Here is a 6,720-nt window from a genome sequence, read left to right as displayed (position 1 = left end):
GTCTATCAAGAGTTATGGGGACTATTACTTGGTTATAACTTGGTGAGAAGAGAAGCCAGTCAAGCGGCAGTAGAACATGGTCGAATGCCCAATGAAATCAGCTTTAAGTACGCTTGTCAGTTCATCGCAAGTCAGCTAAAAGTGATGAGTAAAGCGGTGTCTCCGGGTAATACACCGAAACGTCTAAAAAGTCTGCGTGGAGATTTATCAATCCTATTTATAGACAAACGCCCTAAGCCTAATCGGCCTAGGGCGGTGAAAATATCAAAGACCCGATATCCTGTTAATCGCAAGGCAGCTCCGCTTAAGTGAACTACATTGCCGTATTCACGGGGCTTTTGACGAGTAACGAATGCAACGCTAAGCGCTCAGTAATAGGTACACATGCGTTTACCATCTTGCTCGATTACATTAAATGGCGTCTCATAGATACGCTCAAGCGTGTCTGCTTGAATCACTTGCTCAACGCTGCCCTTAGCCACCACTTGGCCTTTTTTAAGCGCGATAATCACATCTGAGTAGCAAGATGCGAAGTTGATATCATGAATCACCACCACAATGGCCTTATTGGTGTCGTGAGCCAAACGGCGAATGTTTTTCATGATTTGTAGCGAGTGCTTGATATCCAGGTTATTCAGCGGCTCATCGAGAAACACGTAATCGGTATCTTGAGCGATCACCATGGCAATAAACGCTAGCTGACGCTGGCCGCCACTGAGTTCGTCGAGGTATTTATCCTCAATGTGAGTCAGATCCAAATAGGCGATCGCTTGGTCAATAATTTTCTGATCTTGTGCTTTAAGATTGCCCTGACTATAAGGAAAACGCCCAAAAGAGACCATTTCACGCACCGTAAAACGCATGGTTATTGAGTTTGCTTGGCGCAGCACCGCGAGACGCTTCGCCAGCTCTTTGGTATCCCACTCTTCCAAAGACACACTGTCAATCAATACCTTACCACTGTCTTTTTGAATCAAACGGCTAGCCATCGATAACAGCGTACTTTTACCTGCGCCATTTGGGCCGATGATCGAGGTCACTTTCCCTTTTTCAAACTGCGCACTGGCATCCTCAACCACTGTGCTTTTACCAAACACTTTGGTCAAATGCTTAAGCTCAATCATGCTATACCACCTTGTTTCGAAGCAGCATCGATAGGAAATAAATGCCGCCGATAAAATTAATGACTACGCTCAACGTGGTTGAAAAACCAAATAGATTTTCGATAACCCACTGGCCGGTGAGTAACGAAGCAATCGAAAGCAAACCACATCCGGTGAGAAGCACCTTGTGCCGATAACTGGTAATAAACTCCCGCGTTAAGTTGGTCACCAACAGTCCAAAAAACATAATCGGGCCAATCAGCGCAGTCGAAATGGCAATCAGCCCAGCGCTCAGCAGGAGGGTTTTAAACGTGACTGCTTTAACATCCACGCCTAGGCTAATGGCGTTGTCTTGATCAAGCCAAAACACATCCAAGGTGCGGTGCATGCGATATAACAGCGCACTTAACAACACAAGGAAAGGCGCACAGAGATACACCAGATCCATTTTGATGTTGTTAAAGCTGGCAAACATTTTGGATTGAATGGTGGTGAAATCGTTAGGGTCAAGCAGCATGGTGAAAAACGCGCCAATATTGCTAAACAGTTGCCCTAAAATCACCCCAAGCAGCAGTAAGCTCATCAGGTTGCGCTGCTGAGTGCGAAAGTAAAACGCAAATAGCCCGGCAGAGAACGCCATCATCACGGCCACCGACAAACTGAAGTTGAGATAAGCATTAAGCGCAAAACTGCTCAAACTGCCAAACACCACAACCACCAGCACTTGGGTCAGCATGTATAAGTTATCAAACCCCATCACGCTCGGCGTCAGAATTCGGTTACCAGTAATGGTTTGAAACACCAACGATGACTGCCCAATCGCAACACCTGCCAGTACAATCGCCAATACTTTCGGCACCCGGCGAGAGAGAAAATATTGATAGTTGTCAGCGGTTAAACCGACACCGATAAACAGCCCCGCGACCACTAGGCTTATCAAAGCCAGAATCAACAACTTATGTTTATCCGCCATGATTTTGCCTCCGTAAAATCAGGCCAATAAACACCACTCCGCCTAAAATGCTGATAATCATTGAGATAGGCACTTCATATGGATAGATAATCCAGCGCCCCATCAAGTCGCAAACCAGCACCGTCACCGCGCCTGCCATCGCGGTCAACGGAATGTTTTTACGCAGATTATCACCAAAGAAGTGGGTCACAAGGTTGGGCACGATAAGGCCAAGAAAAGGCAGTCGACCAACGATCATCACCACACTGGCAGCCATCACAGACACCAATACCACGCCCAGTACCAATACTTGTTGATAGTTAAGGCCCAGGTTGGTGGCAAAATCTTTACCCAGCCCCACCGCCGAAATGCGGGCCGCGTACAAATAGCCCAAAATCGCGACCGGTAATGCCACGTATAACAGCTCATAATCGCCTTGCAATAAGTTGGCAAAATTCGCCACCGCCCAACCTTGCAAGTTCTGAATCGCATCAAACTTATAGGCGACAAACGTCGCGGCAGATTCCACCACGTTACCAAAAATGATCCCAATCAGAGGAACAAAAATGGCGTTCTTAAATTGAATACGGTTGATGAATTGCACAAACACTAATGTGCCTGCCATCGATACTGCGAAAATCAACCACAAATTGTTGCCATCACCAAATATCACCAAACTCAGCACATAACCAAGCATGGCGCACTCGATGGTTCCAGATGTCGATGGCGCAGCAAAGCGGTTTTGACTGATCTGCTGCATAATAAGCCCTGCGATACTCAGCCCTGCCCCAGCAAGCAAAATCGCAACAAGCCGAGGGATTCGGCTGGTGAACAGCAGTGACCAAGCCTGGCTATCGCCACTGAGCAAGTCACTAAACGTAAGATGGCCTACGCCCACAAAAAGTGAGAGTAGGCTCAATGTGATTAGGGCAAGCAATAACTTTTTCAAAGTTAACCTCTGCTTGAAAGTGTTAATTCATACCGATCGAAGACTCGATATCCGCCACCATATTCTCGGTGGCTTTAACACCAGAAATTGCTAAATACCAAGCATTCAAATCAAGGTATTTCATATGTTGGTTCTTGTAAGCCTTGGTGGATTTAACCAGATCGTTCTCAAACTCTTGATGCGTGTGACTTTGGCCTTTGTTAACCAACTTATCGCGGTCAATAATAAACAGCGTACTTGGGTTAGCTTTTTGAATGTACTCGTAAGAAATCAAGTCGCCGTGCTGGCTCGGTTTGATATTCTTAACGGTTTCGTTAAAACCAAAGTCTTTATAGATTATTGAAAAACGCGAGTGAGCACCAAAGGTGGTGATATTACCGCCAGAGCTCATCACCGTTAGCGCATCGGCGTTGTGTGCTTGGTTATAATCGCGAATCGCTTTAAATTGGGCATCAAGCTCGGTAATTTTTTTCTCAACCCACTGCTGTTTATCAAACACTTTGCCAAGTTTGCGCCACTCTTGCTGCGTCGCTGGCCAGTAGTCGGCGCCGCGAGCCGAACCAAAAATCACTGTAGGTGCAATCTTAGACAGCTCATCATAGTGAGACGCGCTGCGCGGACCTGCGATGATCACATCCGGTTTGTCGTTATAAATCGCTTCAAAATCTGGCTCAAACAAACTGCCTGAAGATGGGTAATCGCTGTATTTTTTTAGGTAATCTGGGAGCATGCTGACTTTCGACACCGCTACTGGATTGATTCCAAGGCTATCAACAACGTCCAAAGCGCCAATGCCCAGCACCACAACGCGGCTTGGATTGGTTTCCACTTGGGTGGTGCCCATTTCATGTTTAATTTCTACCATCTCGGCATGACTACCAAAGGCCACAACACTGGCCATGAATGCGAGAGCGATTCGTTTCATCGGATTACCTAACTCTAAGAATATGAATGCAATGCATTATCATTTAGATTCGATAAAAAGTCATCCCTACAAAAGCAATTTGTTCGTTGCAAAAATGGAACGACCTCGGGCGGGTAAGGCCTAGGGCCGTATCTCGACCCAAGCTCAATTTAACAAACGCCGAGTTTTAGCGTTGTGATACTTTTTCTCAGTTGGCGGGTTCATTCAATACATTGACCGATACGAGCAAGCGTTTAGCAATCGATCGCGGCATGATGGCGATAAATCTTAAGGATAAGGAAATCACCATGAACATTGGATATGTATCCGTACTTATTTGCTATTTATTGGTTGGCGTTAGCTATCCGATCGCTGCCGATTCAATGAATAGTTTGCCCGTTTGGACCTTTATCGCGATCACTTTTGCAATCGGGTTTGTATTTCTCTACATCATCGGCCGGCTGATTAAAGCGCCTGCCATTTTTTCACTGAGTCTGAAAACCTGGGCGATCATCAGCGTACAATCGCTACTCGGCGCGGTGTTATATACCGCATTTCTACTCTATGGCTTTACCTATTCCAACGCCATTACCGCATCCATCTTTACCAGCATCGCGCCAGCAGTAGTGTTAGCCCTTTCCTATTTTATGCTCGGCGAGAAGCTAACCAGGAAGAAAGCCATTTCGATTATCATGGCCATCGCCGGGGTGCTTATTTTAACCATTCCAGCCAGTGACGCATCGGGCGGCAATTCTCTCTATGGTATCCTGCTTCTTGCGCTTTCCACACTGTCAACTTCTGGCTGCGTAATTGCCGCGAAAAAATACGACGTCGAACTGCCTGCTGTCACTATGGCGACTGGCGTGTGCTTTACCGGCATGGTGTTTACCTTGCCACTAATGTTACTTTTAGAACACAGCAGTATTGATGCCACGCAGCTAATGGATAGCCACAATCTGCTGATTATGGTGTATTACGGCGTACTGGTATGGGCCGTGCCTTACTTCTGCTTCTTTAACGGCGTAACGAAAATTCCAGCTAGTGCCACCGGAATGGCGTTTGCTATCATTCCTGTCGCATCGACCTTTTTCTCGATTGTGTTTTATGATCAGTCATTGAACTTAACAGACGCGATAGCCTTAGTGATCGTCACCAGCTCGATTATTTTGGCGGAGTCCAACTCACAGAACACGGGCGAGGAGTTGCTGCCAGAGAGACCATAGCGAATTTTTGCACTCTATTGGTGAATGCGCACTTTGATAGTGCGCATTTTTTATGTCTTGTCTCCACTGCTAAAGCTGTATACTTAGCCTTCGCAAAAATTATTATTTTTCTCATAATTTTCAATAAATTAAAAATAAGCATTTTTAATTTATTGACCCGCATATGGCACGTATTTTGCTGAGATAAAAAGGAAGTTAAGATGGAGAAGCCGACCTATGAGTACCGTATTTAGCACCGAATCGTTTGCCCAAAAAGATCGATTCAGCTACTGGCACGATGTCGTCTCCAAATTCTACGCTCCGTGCGTTGGTATCACCCAAGACCAAGATCGCTTTAATGCCACCACAACGGTGAACCGCATTGGCTCAGCAGAGGTCAGCACCGTGGTATCAGAAAGCATTCGTTACGACCGTCGCCCCGCCGACTTACGCGCGATTCCAAGGGAAGATATCTTTCTTTCAGTGATGCTTGAAGGTAGCGGCTTTTTTAGTCAGAACAATCGACAAGTTGCACACAATAAAGGCGATGTGCTGATATACGATTCAGCAAAACCGTATTCGTTTAATTACACCAGTTCTTATAACGCGATTTTGCTGCGCGTACCACGCCCGTTGGTGCAGTCAAAAATAACTCGAATTGACGATTTGGGTGGAACCATACTCAGTCATCGTTCCGCTTATGGCCACTTAGTAAAGTCGCTGATGCAGGATACGTCTGTCATCGCATCATCCGCAGAACTTGCCCAAGATGACGACTTTATCGTTCCGACTCTTGATATGTTGACGACGGCATTGGCAAAAGCGACCAACAACATGCCAAGCCTTTCCAATTACTCGTCGCATACGCGCTTATTAAACGAAATAAAAGCCTACATTCGTGCTCACATCACCGATGAAGACTTGAGCTTAGAGCAAGTTGCCAAGCACAAAAACATTTCGCTTCGTACTTTAAGTCGTGTGTTTGCAGAGTCAGGGGAAACCCCGCGCAGTTGGTTACAATCTCAACGCCTGAGCTGTGCTTACGAAGCACTGGTCAATCGCAAAGTGAGTAATGTTACCGAGGCGGCTCTCACCTTTGGCTATAAGGATTTATCTCACTTTAGCCGAACATTTAAAAAGTGTTATGGTTACTCACCAAAAGAGCTGACTCGCTAATTATCAACCTGTGAAAACCGTGAATTAGCTTTGCCAGCGTTGAATAAAGCCCATCAAGCTAGCAAAATCAACAATAAATCTTGAAGTAAAAATCCGCCTTCTTAGAAGGCGGCTTTGGTTTACAGCCCCCTAAAAGGGGGCATTCCTTCGCTGTTAGTTCATTTTCAACTCTAACTGTGCCTCATATTCTTGATCTTTCTTGTCTTGATGCCTGACATACCGCCTGATGATCTCTTCATTTACACCGACTGTGTCAACAAAGTACCCTCTCGCCCAAAAATGATTACCCCATAATTTCTTTCTAATATGCGGGAATTTATTAAACAATCGGATAGCTGAACGCCCTTTCAATATCCCCATTAAAGTCGATATCGATACTTTCGGTGGGACTATCACAACCAAGTGAACGTGATCTGGCTGAATATTTAATTCCA

General features: G+C 45.7%; 7 protein-coding genes and 1 pseudogene. 3 read left to right on the top strand and 5 right to left on the bottom strand.

All coding sequences use genetic code 11. The annotated features are described in order from the left end of the window. A pseudogene (locus BLS03_RS24940) lies at positions 1–312 on the top strand (IS4 family transposase); the annotation flags it as partial. A 56-nt stretch (positions 313–368) separates the two neighbouring features. Here BLS03_RS24940 and vctC read toward each other — a convergent pair. Genes vctC through BLS03_RS24920 form a run of 4 tightly spaced genes read right to left on the bottom strand, consistent with a single transcriptional unit; the run spans position 369 to position 3,929 of the window. Next, a complete protein-coding gene (gene vctC, locus BLS03_RS24935) occupies positions 369–1,124 on the bottom strand; it encodes an iron chelate ABC transporter ATP-binding protein VctC (RefSeq protein WP_093279543.1) in 756 nt (251 codons plus the stop codon). A gap of 1 nt (position 1,125) precedes the next feature. Then, positions 1,126–2,076 carry an iron chelate uptake ABC transporter family permease subunit gene (locus BLS03_RS24930; RefSeq protein WP_093279542.1) on the bottom strand — a complete coding sequence of 317 codons (951 nt, stop codon included), beginning with the start codon at positions 2,074–2,076 and terminating at the stop codon, positions 1,126–1,128. Continuing rightward, positions 2,066–3,004, bottom strand: a complete 939-nt coding sequence (gene vctD, locus BLS03_RS24925; RefSeq protein ID WP_093279541.1) for an iron chelate uptake ABC transporter permease subunit VctD — start codon at positions 3,002–3,004, stop codon at positions 2,066–2,068. Before vctD ends, BLS03_RS24930 begins: the two co-directional genes overlap by 11 nt. A gap of 22 nt (positions 3,005–3,026) precedes the next feature. Next, positions 3,027–3,929, bottom strand: a complete 903-nt coding sequence (locus BLS03_RS24920) for a siderophore ABC transporter substrate-binding protein (protein ID WP_093279540.1) — start codon at positions 3,927–3,929, stop codon at positions 3,027–3,029. Between the two features lie 287 nt (positions 3,930–4,216). On the opposite strand from BLS03_RS24920, the gene BLS03_RS24915 reads away from it, so the two are divergent. Both BLS03_RS24915 and BLS03_RS24910 read left to right on the top strand, forming a co-directional pair. Beyond that, complete coding sequence (locus tag BLS03_RS24915; protein WP_176765697.1) at positions 4,217–5,131, top strand: DMT family transporter; 915 nt, start codon at positions 4,217–4,219, stop codon at positions 5,129–5,131. Between the two features lie 216 nt (positions 5,132–5,347). Next, positions 5,348–6,286 carry a helix-turn-helix domain-containing protein gene (locus BLS03_RS24910; RefSeq protein WP_093279538.1) on the top strand — a complete coding sequence of 313 codons (939 nt, stop codon included), beginning with the start codon at positions 5,348–5,350 and terminating at the stop codon, positions 6,284–6,286. Positions 6,287–6,439: 153 nt separating this feature from the next. On the opposite strand, the gene tnpA is transcribed toward BLS03_RS24910, so the two are convergent. Continuing rightward, positions 6,440–6,720 (bottom strand): IS200/IS605 family transposase (gene tnpA, locus BLS03_RS24905; protein ID WP_143015699.1); only part of this gene is annotated, 281 nt, incomplete at its 5' end.

This window comes from Vibrio xiamenensis (assembly GCF_900100015.1).
GTDB classification, from domain to species: domain Bacteria; phylum Pseudomonadota; class Gammaproteobacteria; order Enterobacterales; family Vibrionaceae; genus Vibrio; species Vibrio xiamenensis.
Note: the sequence above shows the minus strand (reverse complement) of the source record. Positions and strands in the feature narration are given on the sequence as shown.

Coding starts and splice junctions, on each gene's coding strand:
- vctC (WP_093279543.1), bottom strand. CDS start 1,124: ATGATTGAGCTTAAGCATTTGACCAAAGTGTTTGGTAAAAGCACAGTG.
- BLS03_RS24930 (WP_093279542.1), bottom strand. CDS start 2,076: ATGGCGGATAAACATAAGTTGTTGATTCTGGCTTTGATAAGCCTAGTG.
- BLS03_RS24920 (WP_093279540.1), bottom strand. CDS start 3,929: ATGAAACGAATCGCTCTCGCATTCATGGCCAGTGTTGTGGCCTTTGGT.
- BLS03_RS24915 (WP_176765697.1), top strand. CDS start 4,217: ATGAACATTGGATATGTATCCGTACTTATTTGCTATTTATTGGTTGGC.
- BLS03_RS24910 (WP_093279538.1), top strand. CDS start 5,348: ATGAGTACCGTATTTAGCACCGAATCGTTTGCCCAAAAAGATCGATTC.